The sequence below is a fragment of the Pseudolactococcus chungangensis CAU 28 = DSM 22330 genome (genome assembly GCF_002441885.1).
In the GTDB taxonomy this organism is placed as follows: domain Bacteria; phylum Bacillota; class Bacilli; order Lactobacillales; family Streptococcaceae; genus Pseudolactococcus; species Pseudolactococcus chungangensis.
Window position 1 is genome coordinate 1 of the sequence record NZ_JXJT01000010.1, and the last position, 15806, is coordinate 15806.

Genomic DNA, 15806 nt, shown 5'->3' on the forward strand with positions numbered 1-15806 from the left:
GGGTAACAAAAAAACACTGATTGAATGCCGTTGCTTACTCAAGTATTGAACCCGCTGTTAATGTTAAACAGGTGGGCGTCTCGCTCTTACTGAAGCAGCTTCCATCTAAAATGGCTTGCACGCTGTAAGATGTCTCAAAGACTCCCGAGGTAATACGATTTAGTCGGTCAAAAATGTGAGTAAGTTCGCACATTCCAGTGCTTTTCTTTATAGTTATATCATAGCATGGTTCCATTTTTTTTGCAAACAATATATCGGGAATCGCTTTCTTTTTTGACAGTAAATTAGTCTATGTCATCAAAAAACAGAAAGTCGACACGCAACTTTCTGTTTTTTCATAGTCTTTTATTGATTCAAAATCGCAAGGGTTTCTGCCAAGTCATCGACATTGACCTCGAGTGTATCGCCTGTTGCACGAATCTTAACTTCAACAATACGGTCAGCTGCTTTTTTACCAACTGTGACGCGCACTGGTAAACCAATCAAGTCGCTATCCGCAAACTTAACACCAACACGTTCTGCGCGATCGTCTTCAAGAACTTGCAAACCTGATTTTGTTAAAGTCTCAACGATTTCAGCTGACAATGCGACAGCTGTTTCATCTTTGACATTGACTGGAATCACGTGTACATCATAAGGTGCCAAACCTTTAGGGAAGTTCATTGACCAAGAGAATTTGTAGTCGCCTTTAAATGTTTTTTCAACATTAATGCGCGCAAATTGCTCTAAAATCGCTGATAACATCCGGCTCACACCGATACCATAACTCCCCATGATGATAGGCTTCGCTTTACCATTCTCATCCAGGACATTGGCACCCATACTTTCAGAATAACGCGTACCAAGTTTAAAAATATGACCGATTTCGATACCACGTGCAAATTTTAGGTGTCCGCCACCATCTGGTGCTGGCTCACCTTCTTTTGCAGTCCGCAAATCAACAAATTCAGTAACTTTAAAGTCACGGTCTAAGTTGGCATTTTGATAATGGAAACCATCTTCATTAGCACCAACGGTAACGTTGACAATGGTTTCAACCACACGATCAGCAATAACTTTAACATCTTCTGGCAAGCCAACTGGTCCTAATGAACCAAATGTTGCACCAAATACTTTAATTGTTTCTTCTTCTGTAGCAGGTTCAACAAAATCAGCACCCAAATGGTTGGTTAATTTAACTTCGTTTAACTCATCATCACCACGGAGTAAGACAACCACGATTTCACCATCTGCATTGTAGACAAGTGTTTTAATGGTTTGCTCAGTTGGCACGTCAAGAAAGGCTGAAACTTCCTCAATCGTCTTCACATCAGGAGTTGCGACTTTTGTCAGTTCAAGTTGCTCTGTATAAGCAGTTGGTTTGACAAATTCAGTCGATGCCATTTCCAAGTTTGCTGCATAGTCTGAGCCATCAGAATAAGCGATAGTATCTTCCCCTGCAATCAACCAGTTAGAAAGTTCTTGCTTGATGTCTTTGATCACAAAGTCTGGGATTTCTGAAATATCAGCAATTGATTTATCTAAAATCAACCATTGTGACAAGTCCGTACGGTCGGGTGTAATCGCCATAAATTCTTGTGAATCTTTACCACCCATGGCACCGCCGTCACCAATGATACCCTTAAAATCAAGGCCAGCACGTGTGAAAATAGTCTCATACGCCTGTTTGTAATCCTGATAAGTTTCATCTAGTGATTCGTAATTAGCATGGAAACTATACCCATCTTTCATGATGAACTCACGACCACGAAGTAGACCGTAACGCGGACGTTTTTCATCGCGATATTTCGGCTGAATTTGGTAGATGTTCAATGGTAGTTTCTTATAAGACGTGATTTCATTTCTGACAAGTGCCGTCATAGTTTCCTCATGCGTTGGGCCGAGGATAAAATCTGATGCATCGCGATTTTTAAGCTTATAGAGGTCAGCGCCATATGTTTCATAACGACCACTTTCTTTCCACAAGTCTGCGGTTAAAAGGGCAGGTGCCAATAACTCCACCGCACCAATAGCCTCAAATTCTTCACGCATGATATTCTTAAATTTTTCAAGCACGCGATTAGCAAGTGGCAGATAAGCGTAGATACCTGCTGAGACTTGACGAACGTAACCTGCACGTACGAGAAGGGCATGGCTGATGACTTGCGCATCAGACGGCATTTCTCGTAAGGTAGGAATAAGCATTTTAGATTGTTTCATGTGTGTGATAGTTGGATAACCCTATCAAGCCCTGCGCTTGGAGATTATCCTTTCCTTTCATTTAATGTTTTCATTATATCAAAAAAAGCGCTGAAATTCAGTACTTTATTAAATAACACTATTCTATCTATCTGTTCTAAACAGTAATATTTCTAAGGAAAGAGAGGATAGTGATTAGGTTAACTAGCATCGCTATGCTATGATACCTCTCACCAGAAAAGAAAACAAAATAGAGAACAGAAGAATGAAGAAAGGACTTATCAAATACGCAATAGAAAATCTGTCTTTCTCTGCTAAATGTAAAACCTTTCTTAGTACAATTAAAGATGAGATTTCCAAACAAACACAACTTACTTTTTAAAAATTATTTTTAAAATTAGACTCTGCCTGTCATCAACTCACCCATACAGAGAAATCAATTAAGCATATCTCAGATAACTTAGGCTTTATGAATGCCAGTTCTTTCATCAAATTTTTCAAAAATAAAACTTCCGAAACACCATTAATTTACCGTAAAATAGCACTTCTATTTTCTATCTAATTCTACTAAGTTTTGATTTCCCTACTCTCAGCTTACTCATATCGCAAAGCTTCTATTGGATTAAGTTTTGCAATTTTGCGTGTTGGCGCAAGTGAGGCAAGCAAAGTCATTACAATCACAAGTCCTACAACAGCTACTAGAGAAAAAAGACTTGTTTGATAGACTTTGGCAGTGATATCGTGAGAATAGCTTCGAACAACAACGTTCCCTATCATACCGATTACTGTTGATAAAATAATTGAAATAAAAAGTGAAGTCATAGCAATTAAAAGTGCTTCAACAAAGAAAATGATATTAATTGCATTGGGCTTGAAACCAATGGCTTCTAAAACGCCTATTTCTCGTGTCCGTTCAATCACACTAATATAAATCATTACAGAGATCATAATTATCGCAACTACAACAGCTTGACTAGACATAAACACCAATAAACCACGTATAATTTGGACAAATTTACCAATAATTTCTAAAATTCCTGTTTGAGAGAATGCAATATACTTTTCCTCTGATTGAATTTTAGTTGAAATCTGATTATTTTCTTTTGGATTTTTAAGATCTATGATAATATAGGGAATTATCTTTGTCATATGATTATCCGTGATAATTTTAGACATCTGCTGAGAGGACATAGCACTATTATGTTCCTGATTGCTATCATCTAAAATTCTGACTATTTCAGTTTGATAATTTATTGTTTTTTCATTATCGCCATCAGAACCTAGTAAAGTCAATGTAACTTTTTTACCTATCAATTCTTTAGCCTTAATTTTTGTTGCCAATTCCTTATTATAGTCCTTTAAAAAACTAGTGGTTACAGTCAAACCTTTTTCATTAACATCAGTATATAATTTTCCTGATTTCACTGTTTCTTTAGTATTACTACTATATTTAATTTTACTATCCTTAGGTAGCGATACAATATTGGCATAGGCACCTGAGAACTTTTCACCACTAATTTTATGCCCATCTAGTTCTATTTCACTCATCATAAGAGCCAAAGGGGCTTCTAAATACTTGATTTTAGATTTTCCTACTTTTTTCTCTATAGTCGTAACATCTTGTTGCGTGATATTGCCATACTTATTTTCCTTGGTAACTTGTATAGCAGTCTGCACATTTCCAGAATCAACTGTTTTATTAATCCAATGTGTAATACCAACACCAAGTCCTAAAGAAAGTAAAATACCTGTGACTCCAATAGCAGTTGCAAAAGCAACAACAATATTTCTTCCTAAACGTTGCCTAAAATTAGCTACTGCCATTTTTATCAAACCCAATTTTACAGTTTTAAATTTGATTCTATCACTGTCAACCACAGTATCATTTTCTACTTGTTGTTGTGAAATAATTTCGTTTTCCAATTGACCATCACGTAAATTATAGACACTATCAGCATAATCTCTAACTTCAGGATTGTGTGTCACAATTATAACTGTCTTACCTTTTTTGGTTAACTGTTTTAAAATATTTAAAATTATCTCTTGTGATTGACTATCAAGACTACCTGTTGGTTCATCTGCAATGATTGTATTAGGATTATTGACAAGCGCTCTTGCGATTGCAACACGTTGCTTTTGTCCACCAGATAGCTGAGTTACGTTCTTATGAGCGTAATCCAGCATACCAACTTGTTCAAGCACTTTATTTACGCGATTTTCAGCTTCTTTTCCTCGTACACCAATCAAAGATAAAGGAATTTTTACATTATCAAAAACGTCCATATGATTGATTAAATTAAAATTTTGAAAAACGAAACCGATATGTTTTTTACGAAAATCTGACAACTGCTTAGCTTTTTTATCTGTCAATTTTTCTCCATTAAAAATCACCTCACCTTCATAATCATAATCTAACCCGCTAATGATATTCATCAAAGAAGATTTACCACCTCCAGAGGGGCCAAATATTGCAGCCATTTCTCCAGATGCAATAGATAAGTCAACTTGTTTTAATACGTGTTCTATATTTTTATCAACTTTAAATGACTTATATATATTTTTTAGTGTAATACTCATCTTAATATCCTTTGTATAATTTTAGTTTTTAAAGCAACTGTCATAACAAGGTAAACAGCTGTTAAATAAAGAGGTAATTTTAACAAATTTGTTACCCGTAAATATAGAAAAATTAGTCCCCATTCTGATAGAGTAATCAATAATTCTTTTTGCAACGGTAGCTTTATTTCCTTTAAACTCTTATAATTTCCAACTCTTACCTTTTGTAGAGCTACTCCTGTATAATACTGTTTTAACGACATACTTGTTATTCCTATTAGAAAACCAAGCATTAGAGAGTTTGAAATTTGAATATAACCTAGCAACACAATCAAAAAAAGTCCTATTAAACTTACACAAGCTTGTAACAAAGTTAATATAAAAAAACATTGCTTAGCATATTTCATCAAAAATTTCTGACTCTCTAAATATCGTTGCTCAATAAAAGTACTTAAAAATATATTAGCCAAAGTCCTAGGAGGCTTACTTGTCAAGGCATATAAATATCCTAACCATAAAAATCGAAAATTTTTCCCTAAAAATAAATTGAACAAATACCCCACAAAAATCGAAAGAAATAACGTTTTAAATAATTCTGATAGTATCTTCTTAATAGGAAGTTTAGAAATAAGTAGTAACATTTTAAGATTTTTAAACGTGATACCATTAAATTCAGAAATTTTAGGGGAGAACAGAAAACAAGAACAAAAGTAATATGTTCCAATCACTGTCCACAAAGTAATTACCATGGTTATCATTATCTTTCCTGATAAAAGGTAAAATAAGATAGTTCCTAGCGAAAGAAATATATTACGCTTAACCATAGATTTTAAAATAGATTTTTTTGTTTTTCCAAAATACAAGTATAGGGTATTTAATGTGTCAATAGACTTATCATGCATCATCTCAACTAGAGGTTGGAAAATAATATGACTAACCAAAATAAGTTGGAAAATGAAACCATATTTATAACCTATAAATGCTTTATCCCAAAAAATTTCTTTTAAACTCACGTAAGAAATTCCCACCATACATAGACATATTATTAAAATAACTTGTTTTAAAATTATATAATAAAACCAAGATTTTGTACTTTTCCAAGGAAATACACCCATATAGAAATTTTCTCTTGCAAGCATTAATAATCTTAAATCATTCATTAAAATATTCTATCTTTCCTGATTGCAAAACAAAATGATTGACTACTATTAAACTGGATATATCCATTTCATGACTTACTATCAAATAAGTTATATCACTTTGGTTCAAAAATTCAATAAATCTATTTAGACTTTCAGAGTCTAACCCTGAAAAAGGTTCATCCATCAATATCAAAGAAGATACATTTAAATGCCCCGCAACAATCATAACTTTTTTTATTTGCCCCAATGATAGTTTTTTTATTCTCTTATTTAAAATAGACGAATCAAATTCAAAAATATTAATAAATTTTTCCATAGTTTCAACTGATTTAACCTTATTTTGACTTTCATCGCATAAAAGAGTAAATAAATTTTGGGGTGTTAATTCTCCAAAATATAATTCACTAGAGTCAGGAACATATCCCATCTTATCATGTACTAATATCTTGCCTTTTTCCAAAGGTATCATACCTAAAATAATTTTTAGTAAAGTTGACTTTCCTACACCATTTTTACCTTGTAGAATATTGATGCCAGAGTCAATATCTAAATTTACATTATCCAAAATTTTAGTATGTTCAATTTCAAATGTTACTTCTCTAAATATACGCATATTCCCTCAAAATTACTATATTTTTAATCAATTATAAAATCAAAACAAAGCTTTTATGTATTTTAATAGATCAAAAATCGCTAAAGATACCAAAAAGTGTTTTGATTTCACCATTCATTAAACATGTAAAAGTGTTAATAATTTAAACCCTTAAGAAGATGAGTTTAATTAAACCATTCTTGAACCCATTCAAGAATCCATTTCCAATTATTTTTAATAAAGCGCCAAACCCATTTCAAGACCCAAATAAAAAATCTACCCATGTATTCTCTCCTCTCCCAGCAAAAGTCCTCTAGCATCTATCAAACTTGCAATTATCTAAATACTTACATTATTTCCGTACACAGGCAAATGTCCTAACCTTACTTAAAATTAAGTATTACAACCTAAACCAAGTAAGGGCAATCCATAGAATAGACCATTTCATAGAATCTCCCTTTCTTTGTTTTAAATTACTGATAAGCGCTCAATCAGTGTAAGATTATGAATCTTACAAAAATAATTATATCACGAGAATATTAAAAATAAATTGACAATTCCGTTCATTTTATTGACAATTTCGCTCATTTAATTATATATTTATAAAATATTTGCGTAATAAATTATTTTGTGCTAGGATAAATGAGAATTGAAAGAATATATTGAAAGGATTAAAAGAATTGAAAGAATATTTTGATGATGAAACTTTTCTTGAAAAATTGATAAAATTTGACGATATTCCTTTTATTGTTTATCACGATTACAACAAAGATAAAATTTTTGAACTAAAAAATAATCATCCCATCCTATTAGATTCAAATTTTTTTGAAAATTGGTATAGTCATTATAAAAATTTGCGACAAAATTTTTTCTTTATAGAAAATGAAGTTATTTTATTTAGAGGCTACTATGATTTAATTTACTCTACATTTCCAGTCCAACAAACTGATGCCACAACTCTCTCAGGTGCTTTCGTTTTTGGTGGATTTCGCTCAAAAACTAGTCAGAATCAGACGCATAAATTCCATAAAATCCCTATATTTGAGGATCAAATTATCAAAAAGAAATGCTCTAAAATTTATTATTACTTATCCAAACATTTACATCCCCAAACACTCTACCTCTCTATCAAAAATGAAATTCATAAACATCTTTCTGAAAATCCAACTCCAGAAGACATTTCAAATCGCTTAAAAATCAGTCAGAGAAAAATCAAAAGTGAAATTTTAAATCATACCAACCTTACTTTTTCAAATTTCGTCTCAAAATTAAAAATAGAATATGCCTGTCATCAACTCCAATATACCGATAAATCTCTGCAAGATATTTCTAACAGTATTGGCTTTATGAATACTAGCTCTTTCGTCAGATTTTTCAAAAGAAAAACCTCTCAAACTCCGTTAGCTTACCGTAATCATAACCAAAAATAAAAATGCTACTTATAAAAAGTAGCATTTCAGACTGAAGACAAAGTAAAAATCTAGTTAAGATTTTTACGAAATACGGAAATTTTTATTTAGAAAACCGACGGTTAAGCTATTTCTAAATTAGAAAATATCAAAACAAACCCCATTTTGATTTAAAAATGGGGTTTGTCTACAACCTGAAATGCTACTTATAAAAAGTAGCATTTTTATTTTTCTCTATAATCTTATCAATTACCGAAACAACCGTAAAATATCATTCCAAGTCACCGCAATCATCAAGACGATCATAATACCAACACCCACAAGGGTGATCATACTTTCATGCTCTTGTTTCATCGGTTTGCGACGAATCGCTTCAATGATATTCATCACAATTTTACCACCATCCAAAGCAGGAATCGGAATCAGATTGAAAATTCCCAGATTAATGGATAGAAGTGCCATAAAGCTGATAACCGTCGTGATACCTTCACGCGCAGCCTCACCAGACATCTTATATATGGCAACTGGTCCACCCAATTTATTAATATCCGGACGTAAAATCAAATCCTTCAAATCATTAATAATCGCAAAAGCAGATGTCCACGCCCCTTTTAGCCCCCCTGTTATTTTGTCTACAAAACCTGTTTTAAGAAATGGTGTAATCCCAATGACATACGACTTATCTTTCTGTTTAGGTGTAATCGTAAGCGTTTTGCTATCTGTCTTAACTTGCATCGCCTTACCATCAGATTGACCAATTTCCTTAGACAATTCCGACCAATCAGAAATTGGCACACCATTAATCGACTCAACCTTATCACCCGTCCGCAACCCCGCCTGATAAGCTGGATAATTATGATCCGACACCGTGATTTGGTTTGTCTGCAAATCCTGCACGCCACCTTGCATAAAAGCAACCAAAACAAACGCCACAGCACCTAAAATAAAATTATTGAGCGGTCCTGCAAAGTTCGTCATCATCCGACCAGGTAAACTTGCGCTCTGATACTGCACATCCAAAGGCGCAATGCGCAACTCCGTCCCATCTTCCTCGACAACCGTCGCATTATGATTCACCGCATACGTCACAATTTCACCATTAACTTCGCCGGTAATGGTTAGAGCCTTTTCAAAATCGTAATCTGTCACGAGCATCGGTAGCGCTTGACCAAACTTCACCTTATCACTGAGATTAATACGTGTCACCGTCTGACTTTGGGGATCCAATGTCAAACTCACCGGTGCTCCAGTCTTAATCTCAGTTTCATCTTCACCCCAACCAGCCATGCGAACATAACCGCCCAGAGGCAAAATTCGAATCGTATAAAGTGTGCCATCTTTCGCTTGATGGGCATAAATTTTAGGTCCCATACCAATCGAAAATTCCCGCACCAAAATACCTGCTTTTTTAGCGAAGAACAGATGACCATACTCGTGTACACAAACAATAATACCGAAAATGATGATAAATGTGACTAAACTTTGAATCATATTTTTTATTTCCCTTTTTCTTGAATTAAATCTTCTACCCACTGTGACACTTTTTGACGTGTTCTTTTATCAGAGGCTAAAATTTGATTTAAGGTTTGCCCATCAAATTCCATATGCTCAAAAACTGCACGTGTAATTAATTGTTCAATCTCTAAGAAAGTAATTTTACCATCTTGAAAGGCCTGATTAGCAACTTCATTTGCTGCATTATAAACCGCTGGATAGCCACCGCCTAGTTTACCTACTCGATAAGCTAAATCTAACATTGGAAAACGAACCAAATCCATTTTTTCAAAATGTAGCGCACCAATTTCAGTTAAATCAAATGGTGTTTCATGGTGCATGGTCAAATGTTTTGGATAAGATAAGGCATATTGAATTGGCTCACGCATATCCGTTGCCCCAAGCTGGGCTAAAACAGCACCATCTTGTAGTGTCACCATTGAATGCACGACAGATTCCCGATGCAAAACAACATGGATATCATCATAAGGAACACCAAATAAATGATGTGCCTCAATCACTTCCAACCCCTTATTAACCATAGTCGCAGAGTCTAGCGTAATCTTCGCACCCATCGTCCAATTCGGGTGGGCTAAAGCATCATCAAGTGTTACGTCAAGCAACTCCTCACGCGTTTTATCACGAAATGACCCACCTGATGCTGTGATTGTTAAACTACGAACATCACTTTTTTGAACACCTTGTAGCACTTGGAAAATCGCTGCATGCTCACTATCAACAGGCAAAATTTTACTACCTGTCCGTGCTGCTTCTGCCATAATCGTATAACCTGCGACAACTAATGTCTCTTTATTGGCTAAAGCAATATCACGACCAAGCTTTATCGCTTCAATTGTGGGTGGAAGACCGACAGACCCCACGATTGCATTGAGCAAAATATCATAATCCTCTATTTTTGCTAGCTTGATTAACCCCTCGTTTCCAACATGAATCTCAACATCTGGAAAACTTTCAGCAAGTGCGATTTGTGACGATGCTTCAGCTGAAACAACGACTTTAGGCGAAAAATCTTGCATAATCTCACGCGCCTTCTCAATATTTTTGCCAAATGCAAAGCCGACCAATTCAAATTGATCAGGATGTGCTGCAATCACATCTAACGCCTGCACACCGACACTTCCCGTCGCGCCTAATAAAATGATTTTTTTCTTCATATCCTAAAATGCCTCCTCCATCTCATTTCTAAAAAGTCCCTATCTACACTTGCGCCATGTCCCCTATCACACAAGCACAAACTTTATATTAAGTTAGATTAGGTTAAAACAAACCAAGTAAATGCATCATCGGAAAAACAAAAATGAGACTATCAAAACGGTCTAGAATACCACCATGACCTGGTAAAATTTTACCTGAATCCTTTACACCAAAATGACGTTTCAAACTAGATTCCACCAAATCACCAATTTGACCAACAACAGAGAAAATAGCTGCCAGGATAACTAAGTGTAGCAGACTAATAGATGGTGCTTGTTTAGGATAAAGAAATACCATTATCAGAGCAACAACAACAGCTGAAACAATTCCACCAAGAGAACCTTCCACCGTTTTATTAGGTGATACACTCGGAATCAATTTTGTTTTACCAAATTTTCTACCAACAAAATAAGCACCTGAATCCGTCGCCCAGACAATAAAGAGCGCTAGAAATAAAATAAATAAACTATTTTCACGCGCCGCTAGTAAATTCTGAAAACCAATCCCAATATAAAAAGCTGACAAAAAAGGGAAACCTAAATCTTCAAAAGAATATTTACCCTTAGTAAAAACCATGACACCCATCATGATAAATAAAAATAAAGTAAACAAGGTAAAATTGCTATCTGTCCCAAGTTGTGGGAAATATTGCGTTGTTGGTAAAGATAAAGAAAGGGCCGCAAGTGTTGCTAAAATGCCTTCGAAAGATAGAAGTTCTAACTTGCGCATTCTGAACAGTTCACTCATGGCAATAATAACAAGCAGGGCTACCAAAATATGAAAAGGTGTACTTCCAAGAATCGCTAAGCCTAAAAAGACAGCTCCTGCGACAATACCTGTAATAATTCTTTGCGTCATTTTTTGATTCCTCCATATCTGCGATCTCGTTGTGAAAAGACGTCAAATGCTAAATCTAATGCAGCCTCATCAAAATCTGGCCATAATGTCTCTGTAAAATATAATTCGCTATAAGCCGTTTGCCACGGTAAAAAATTACTCAACCGATTTTCACCTGATGTTCGAATGACAAGATCAGGATTTCGATAAGACTCTGGTAAAATCGCTGTAGTCAATTGCTGCTCAAAGCTATCTTGTGTCAACTCGTCTACTGATATCAGCCCCTCTTGAACTTTTAACGCTAATGCTTTAACTGCATCTAAAATTTCAGCTTGCCCACCATAATTCAAAGCAATCGTCAAAATCATCCCTGTATTTTGCGCTGTATCAACCATCGCTCTATCAATGGATTTCAGTGTTGCTTTTGGCACACCTTCTCTTGTACCAATCATAGCAATTCTGATATTTTCACGATTCAAGGTCGGCACAAATCTTTCATAAAAATCAATCGGTAAACTCATAATGAATTTAACTTCTGCAGCTGGTCTCGACCAGTTTTCTGTTGAGAAAGCGTAGACAGTCATCACTTTGACGCCTCGATTTTGCGCGTGAATCGCAATCATTTGCAAGGCATCCATACCCGCTTTATGACCAAAAATACGTGGTTTCCCCTGACGTTGCGCCCAACGTCCATTACCATCCATGATAACTGCCAAATGGTTTGGGATTTTTTGCATTGCTGCTTTATCAGATGTTTCTATCATCTTATCTATCTACCTCTAATTCATGGTTACTAATTGCTCACTAGCAGTTAAAGTCATCTCTTTTGATATTACTTGTGACATTTAAATTCTAAAAATGACCTATTAAACCTTGCCTTCTAGTTTACAATCTTCCCTTAATTTTAACACATTTTCAGTAAAAATTCTTAAAAAAAATAAGCCAAATGGCTTATTTATCTTGTGTTATTCAAATGGTGAGTCTTGTTTGTCAACCGTTTCGCTAGACGCAATAGCCTCAGTTTTAGCATCAGCAATCACACTATCAATCGTTTCAGCTTCATCGGTAGCTTCAGTAGCTACAACAGGTTTAACTGTTTTAACTGCTGCACGATCAAAAGTTAGAATGACCCCTTCAGCATCTAATTCAATCGTCCCTTTTGTTTTATCAACGCTCGCCAAAATACCGTGCAATCCGCCAATCGTCACAATTTCAGAACCAGGCTGCATATTGTCAAGTTGTTCTTGACGTTGTGCAGCTGCTTTCTTTTGGTTACGTTGCATAAACCACATCATCCCACCGAACAGAATGATCAAAATTACAAATTGCATGTCTTTACCTCATTTATTTTTTATAGTCTCTATTATAGCAGATTATGCGCAATAAAAAAAGCACAATACTTGAGGTAGATTTTGAGGTATCATTAGAAATTACAGTTTATTTTTGATAATTCAATTAATAAATGCTATGATGATTAGGGTATCATGTATAATAAGTATATTAAATACAGTCAAACAAGGAGGAGAAACAAATGACTAGCTCAGAACTCAAACAAGCCGCCCGCTACGCCCTTAAAGACAATTTCTTCCAGAAAATGCTCTTGATGATTGTCCCATTGCTACTTGCAATTTTTTCAAGTCGTGCTACTAATTCATCTTCAATCACTTTACAACATCAATTAAATGATGCCAATATTGATTTTTCGGGTAACCCAGATGCTTTCTCAAATATTGATTGGGGTTTAGTCCTTAGTATTGCTATACCAATTATTGTTTTTGCTATTGTAACTAGCTTTATCGTTATGATTATTATCACCGTTTTTAAAACAGCTAGTATGTTTAACTATTTGGAAATTTTCCGAGGCGAAAAAGAAGAGATTAATTTATCATCTGACATCTTACGCACATTTAAAGACAATTCTTTCTGGAAAATTGTAAGTTTGACAGTTGTGACACAACTCATCATGTACCTGCTTTTATTTATTCCAATTGTTGGTTGGGCTATTGCAATTTATCTTGGCTTATCTTGGTCACAAGCCACTTATGTTTTATATGACAAGCTTCAAAACAACAACTATAAAGGTGTTTGGGATGTTCTTAATACCTCAAGCCAAATGATGACTGGTTACAAGTTTAAATATTTTGTCTTTAACTTAACTTTTATTGGTTGGTACATTCTAGGTGCTCTTTTCTTTGGTCTACCTCAAATCTGGACAATGCCGTATACAGAAATGTCTATGGTTGCTTTCTACGAAGCACGAATCGAAGAGCGTTTATAAGACACATAAAAACATATAAAAAATAACTCCGTGATGAAGAGCTCCTGATAAATGGACATGAAATAAAAAACTATTTCAACCATTTTATCAAGGAGCTTTTTCATGCGTAAAAACCAGAACTACACGGGCGACTTTAAAGTAAAAGTTACATAAGCTTATCTTTTTAACCACTTAGGCGGGTATCAATCAGTGGCAGATCATTTTGGTGTCACCAATCACTCACAAGTACACCATTGGGTTAAATTGTACAAGAACAATCCTCAACTTCTCTATCAAGACAATCGTGGTAGACCGGCACAGGTTAAGCCAGAGACTATGACTTTAGAAGAACAAGTCAACTATCTCAAATGGAGATAGCCATTCTAAAAAAGCTCTTGTAAAACTCTCTACAAGAGCTAAGTATCAAGTCGTTGATAGTTTAACAGGACAGTATTCAATTACTGCTCTTTGTCATTATCTTGGTGTTTCAAGGAGTGGTTATTGTAGCTGGATAAAAAAATCGCCCCCCCTTACAAAATCTTTGGATATTCAGTTTGCAGAGAAGATTCAATTGCTTTTTGACACCTCATTGAAAGGCTATCGTTATATCTGGATGCAACTCAAAAGGCAATATCATCTGTCAATTAATCCTAAAACACTATTGTGGTATATGCGACTACTGGGATTAAAATCTCCCATTCGTAAGAAACATTTGATTTCCTGTACGCGTCAAGAGATAAACAAAAAAGCGAGAAAGGTTTAGACAAACCTTCTCGCAAGACACTTCTTCGCCACACGACCTCATGAAAAATTAGTGACAGACGTTTCTTATGTGTCTCATAAACAGGGTAGACTTGTACTTAAGCATTATCAAAGACTTATATGATAACTCTTATTTAGCTTATACCTTGTCAAAATTCAATGATAATCAGTCAGTATTTGAGAATTTATACCTTGTTTTCAGGTCAAGGATTTCAGTACACGAACAAGCAGTATTATCAAAAACTTGAAGCTGTTAATGTGAAGGTTTCACATTCTCGTAAGGGGAATTGTTTGTTCCTGAAAATGAGACGGAATTGATTCAGCAGATTGACAATTTCATTGCATGGTATAACTTTGATAGATCACAGCTTAAATTCAAAGGCATGACTCCTATTGAATATAGGGAGACATACCTTTGAATGGAAATGTGTTTTTTTGAACTGTCTGTTTTATTTGGGACTTGGCAAGTTATCATCAGTTTTTTTATTCTTAATAACTTCTTATTTCCCGTCTGTGTTACGCGCTACATTCTGAGCGTTTTCTGACAGTCTATAGACTTCAGACTGACGATTCTCTAATGTCTGCATCCTATTTCTGATTTCAGCAAGACCATCCAAATCAATATCTGCATATAAAATTTGTTCTCCATCTCCTGCACGTGCAATCACCGTCCCCCATGGATTGACTACCAAACTATTACCATAAGCCAACATTTTAGCGTTTTGACCATATTGATCCGCAGCAATCATGTAAACACCATTTTCAATCGCCCTTGCTCTTAAGAGCACCTCCCAATGATCTTTACCTGTCATCAAATTAAAATCTGACGGATTAAAAATAATCTCAGCACCCTTTAAGGCAAGTAATCGATGCAACTCTGGAAACCGAAGATCATAACAGATGGCAAATCCTAATTTTCCAAGAGGCGTCTCAACAACTACAACCTCTTGACCAGAAGTAACCGTATCCGACTCTCGATAAATCTGACCAGATGGATCTGTAATATCAAAAGTATGAATCTTGCGATATTTCCCCACTACTATGCCTTTGTCATCAAATAAATAACTCGTATTATAATGTTTTTTAGACGCCGGTATTGTCTCCGACCAAGACCCACCATGAATATAGACCCCTAATGTTTTGGCAAGGCGCGACAATAAGCGAAACGTCTCACCACCATCACTTTCTGAATAACTCGGCGTGTGTGAATCAATAATATTCATCACTTCAGGAAAGGCTATTAGTTTAGCCCCCTCTTGTGCAGCAACTCTGATAAACTTCTCTATTTTAACCAGATTATCTTTTAGTTGACAACTTGTTTGAAGTTGAACGATAGCTATTTTATATTGTCTACAAGGAACCAC

The 15806-nt window shown here is 35.1% G+C and carries 15 protein-coding genes and 1 pseudogene; 6 read left to right on the top strand and 10 right to left on the bottom strand.

Annotated elements, in window-relative coordinates:
• Positions 1-345: 345 nt before the first annotated feature.
• Positions 346-2199 (bottom strand): proline--tRNA ligase, encoded by a 1854-nt coding sequence (locus tag RR45_RS05645; RefSeq protein WP_031366818.1) that lies wholly within the window; start codon positions 2197-2199, stop codon positions 346-348.
• A gap of 382 nt (positions 2200-2581) precedes the next feature.
• On the opposite strand from RR45_RS05645, the pseudogene RR45_RS11620 reads away from it, so the two are divergent.
• Positions 2582-2740 (top strand): annotated as a pseudogene (locus RR45_RS11620) (helix-turn-helix domain-containing protein); the annotation flags it as partial.
• A gap of 32 nt (positions 2741-2772) precedes the next feature.
• On the opposite strand, the gene RR45_RS05655 reads toward RR45_RS11620, so the two are convergent.
• The 3 genes from RR45_RS05655 to RR45_RS05665 are packed head-to-tail and all read right to left on the bottom strand — an operon-like array spanning position 2773 to position 6489.
• Entirely contained in the window at positions 2773-4755 is a 1983-nt protein-coding gene (locus RR45_RS05655; protein WP_031366817.1) for an ABC transporter ATP-binding protein/permease, read from the bottom strand.
• Positions 4752-5894, bottom strand: coding sequence for a hypothetical protein (locus RR45_RS05660; RefSeq protein ID WP_031366816.1), 1143 nt, complete (start codon positions 5892-5894; stop codon positions 4752-4754). The genes RR45_RS05655 and RR45_RS05660 overlap by 4 nt, the downstream gene beginning before the upstream one ends.
• Positions 5887-6489: an ATP-binding cassette domain-containing protein gene (locus RR45_RS05665; RefSeq protein ID WP_031366815.1), complete on the bottom strand. Its 603-nt coding sequence runs from the start codon at positions 6487-6489 to the stop codon at positions 5887-5889. The genes RR45_RS05660 and RR45_RS05665 overlap by 8 nt, the downstream gene beginning before the upstream one ends.
• A 641-nt stretch (positions 6490-7130) precedes the next feature.
• Between RR45_RS05665 and RR45_RS05670 the strand changes: the two genes are divergently transcribed.
• A complete protein-coding gene (locus RR45_RS05670) occupies positions 7131-7898 on the top strand; it encodes a helix-turn-helix domain-containing protein (protein WP_031366814.1) in 768 nt (255 codons plus the stop codon).
• Between the two features lie 228 nt (positions 7899-8126).
• On the opposite strand, the gene rseP is transcribed toward RR45_RS05670, so the two are convergent.
• The 5 genes from rseP to yajC all read right to left on the bottom strand — a co-directional run bounded on the left by rseP (position 8127) and on the right by yajC (position 12754).
• Entirely contained in the window at positions 8127-9368 is a 1242-nt protein-coding gene (rseP, locus tag RR45_RS05675) for an RIP metalloprotease RseP (protein WP_031366813.1), read from the bottom strand.
• A gap of 5 nt (positions 9369-9373) precedes the next feature.
• Positions 9374-10546 (bottom strand): 1-deoxy-D-xylulose-5-phosphate reductoisomerase, encoded by a 1173-nt coding sequence (locus RR45_RS05680; protein WP_031366812.1) that lies wholly within the window; start codon positions 10544-10546, stop codon positions 9374-9376.
• 103 nt (positions 10547-10649) lie between these two features.
• Complete coding sequence (locus RR45_RS05685) at positions 10650-11444, bottom strand: phosphatidate cytidylyltransferase (RefSeq protein WP_031366811.1); 795 nt, start codon at positions 11442-11444, stop codon at positions 10650-10652.
• Entirely contained in the window at positions 11441-12187 is a 747-nt protein-coding gene (gene uppS / locus RR45_RS05690) for an undecaprenyl pyrophosphate synthase (protein ID WP_031366810.1), read from the bottom strand. The genes RR45_RS05685 and uppS overlap by 4 nt, the downstream gene beginning before the upstream one ends.
• Before the next feature lie 201 nt (positions 12188-12388).
• Positions 12389-12754: a preprotein translocase subunit YajC gene (gene yajC / locus RR45_RS05695; RefSeq protein ID WP_031366809.1), complete on the bottom strand. Its 366-nt coding sequence runs from the start codon at positions 12752-12754 to the stop codon at positions 12389-12391.
• Positions 12755-12954: 200 nt separating this feature from the next.
• Here yajC and RR45_RS05700 point away from each other — a divergent pair, with 200 nt between their 5' ends.
• The 4 genes from RR45_RS05700 (at position 12955) to RR45_RS11630 (ending at position 14861) form a co-directional block, all read left to right on the top strand.
• On the top strand, positions 12955-13701 hold the full coding sequence (locus RR45_RS05700) for a DUF975 family protein (RefSeq protein ID WP_031366808.1): 747 nt from the start codon (positions 12955-12957) through the stop codon (positions 13699-13701).
• 189 nt (positions 13702-13890) lie between these two features.
• On the top strand, positions 13891-14058 hold the full coding sequence (locus RR45_RS05705) for a hypothetical protein (protein WP_244148305.1): 168 nt from the start codon (positions 13891-13893) through the stop codon (positions 14056-14058).
• A gap of 163 nt (positions 14059-14221) precedes the next feature.
• Complete coding sequence (locus RR45_RS11625; RefSeq protein ID WP_072353635.1) at positions 14222-14443, top strand: helix-turn-helix domain-containing protein; 222 nt, start codon at positions 14222-14224, stop codon at positions 14441-14443.
• A 313-nt stretch (positions 14444-14756) separates the two neighbouring features.
• Complete coding sequence (locus RR45_RS11630; RefSeq protein WP_179295328.1) at positions 14757-14861, top strand: IS3 family transposase; 105 nt, start codon at positions 14757-14759, stop codon at positions 14859-14861.
• Between the two features lie 81 nt (positions 14862-14942).
• Here the strand turns inward: RR45_RS11630 and RR45_RS05720 are convergent, their stop codons facing one another.
• The gene (locus RR45_RS05720) at positions 14943-15806 is read right to left on the bottom strand and encodes a carbon-nitrogen hydrolase family protein (RefSeq protein WP_031366807.1); all 864 of its coding nucleotides are present in this window, start codon (positions 15804-15806) and stop codon (positions 14943-14945) included.

Bases quoted from the DNA above. Each gene is read 5' to 3' on its own strand.
- RR45_RS05645 (WP_031366818.1), bottom strand. From the start codon at position 2,199: ATGAAACAATCTAAAATGCTTATTCCTACCTTACGAGAAATGCCGTCT.
- RR45_RS05655 (WP_031366817.1), bottom strand. From the start codon at position 4,755: ATGAGTATTACACTAAAAAATATATATAAGTCATTTAAAGTTGATAAA.
- RR45_RS05660 (WP_031366816.1), bottom strand. From the start codon at position 5,894: ATGAATGATTTAAGATTATTAATGCTTGCAAGAGAAAATTTCTATATG.
- RR45_RS05665 (WP_031366815.1), bottom strand. From the start codon at position 6,489: ATGCGTATATTTAGAGAAGTAACATTTGAAATTGAACATACTAAAATT.
- rseP (WP_031366813.1), bottom strand. From the start codon at position 9,368: ATGATTCAAAGTTTAGTCACATTTATCATCATTTTCGGTATTATTGTT.
- RR45_RS05680 (WP_031366812.1), bottom strand. From the start codon at position 10,546: ATGAAGAAAAAAATCATTTTATTAGGCGCGACGGGAAGTGTCGGTGTG.
- RR45_RS05685 (WP_031366811.1), bottom strand. From the start codon at position 11,444: ATGACGCAAAGAATTATTACAGGTATTGTCGCAGGAGCTGTCTTTTTA.
- uppS (WP_031366810.1), bottom strand. From the start codon at position 12,187: ATGATAGAAACATCTGATAAAGCAGCAATGCAAAAAATCCCAAACCAT.
- yajC (WP_031366809.1), bottom strand. From the start codon at position 12,754: ATGCAATTTGTAATTTTGATCATTCTGTTCGGTGGGATGATGTGGTTT.
- RR45_RS05700 (WP_031366808.1), top strand. From the start codon at position 12,955: ATGACTAGCTCAGAACTCAAACAAGCCGCCCGCTACGCCCTTAAAGAC.